The sequence below is a fragment of the Micromonospora sp. NPDC049089 genome (assembly GCF_040648775.1).
Taxonomy (GTDB): domain Bacteria; phylum Actinomycetota; class Actinomycetes; order Mycobacteriales; family Micromonosporaceae; genus Micromonospora.
This window is the reverse complement of sequence record NZ_JBEZEH010000408.1, coordinates 1-1250: the sequence shown is the minus strand read 5'-3', so window position 1 is coordinate 1250 and position 1250 is coordinate 1. Positions and strand designations below refer to the sequence as shown.

Here is a 1250-nt window from a genome sequence, read left to right as displayed (position 1 = left end):
CCCGGCGCCAAGCCAGCGGCGGCAGCGGCAACGGCAACGGCAACGGCAACGAAGCCGGCAGCAACCGCTGCCAAGCCGGCCGCGAAGGCAGCGCCCGCCAAATCCACCGCCCAGGCAGCGCCTGCCAAAGCCACCGCAAAGGCAGCCGCCAAGCCGGCCGCGACAGCAGCGCCAGCCAAGCCGGCCGCGGCAGCAACCAAGGCCGCCCCGACTGCCACCAAGGCCGCCCCGGCCAAGCCGGTAGCCGCGGTGGCGAAGCCGGCAGGTGCCGGTACGGCTGTCGTGCCGCTGGTCGAGCAGCCTGGGTTCACCGACGGCGCTGGGGTGCTGGTGCAGCCCGGTGGTCGCGCGGAGATCCTGGACAGCGAGTTGCTCTACAACCAGTCCGGCGGCAACGGCGGCGGGTTGGCCAACTTCGGCAGCACCAGGCTCAGCAAGACGACGGTTGCGCACAACACCGCGTTCTTCTTCGGTGGCGGCGTCTTCAACGCCGGCGTACTCCAGGTCGACGAGTCGAAGATCAAGGACAACACCGGGATCGTCGGCGGCGGCGGCATCTCCAACGGCGCTGCCGACATCTTCACCGAAGAGGTCGACGGCGGCTCGGTCTGGGTCTACAAGAGCGAGGTCTCCGACAACGAGACGCTCGGCTTCGGCGGCGGCGTCCTGGATGTCGGGGGCACCACGACGTTGCACGAGACGACGGTCAGTGACAACACGGCGGTCCTCGCCGGTGGTGGCGTCGCGGTGGCCGACAGCCAGCTCACCCTCAAGGACGCCTCGGTGGTCAAGAACAGCACCGCCGGCGTGGGTGGCGGTCTGGCCGTGGCCTTCGACAGCGTCGCGACGATCGAGAACAGCAGGATCAAGGACAACACGGCCGGCTTCTTCGGCGCCGGCCTCTACAACGAGGACAGCGTCACCACGCTGCGCGACAGCGAGGTGACCGGCAACCGGGCCCTCGGCCCGGTCGGCAGCGGCGGCGGCATCTACAACACCGACGGCGGCGAGGTCAGCCTCCACCGGACGAAGGTGACGCACAACTTCGCCACCCTGCCGCCCGGCGGGATCTCCAACGGCCTCTTCAGCGTCGTGCGGCTGGACGACGAGTCCGTGGTGTCCGCCAACCGCCCCACCAACTGCCTGAACGTTCCTGACTGCTTCTGACCGGAACGGGTGGCTGATCCACATAGAGGGCGCGCCCCTCCGAGCCGGGGGGGGGCGGGGGGGGGGTCCCCGGTGTTCAGAGA

At 70.0% G+C, this 1250-nt stretch carries 1 pseudogene; it reads left to right on the top strand.

The annotated features are described in order from the left end of the window. Positions 1-1167 (top strand): annotated as a pseudogene (locus AB0B48_RS33155) (hypothetical protein); the annotation flags it as partial. Between the last annotated feature and the right edge of the window lie 83 nt (positions 1168-1250).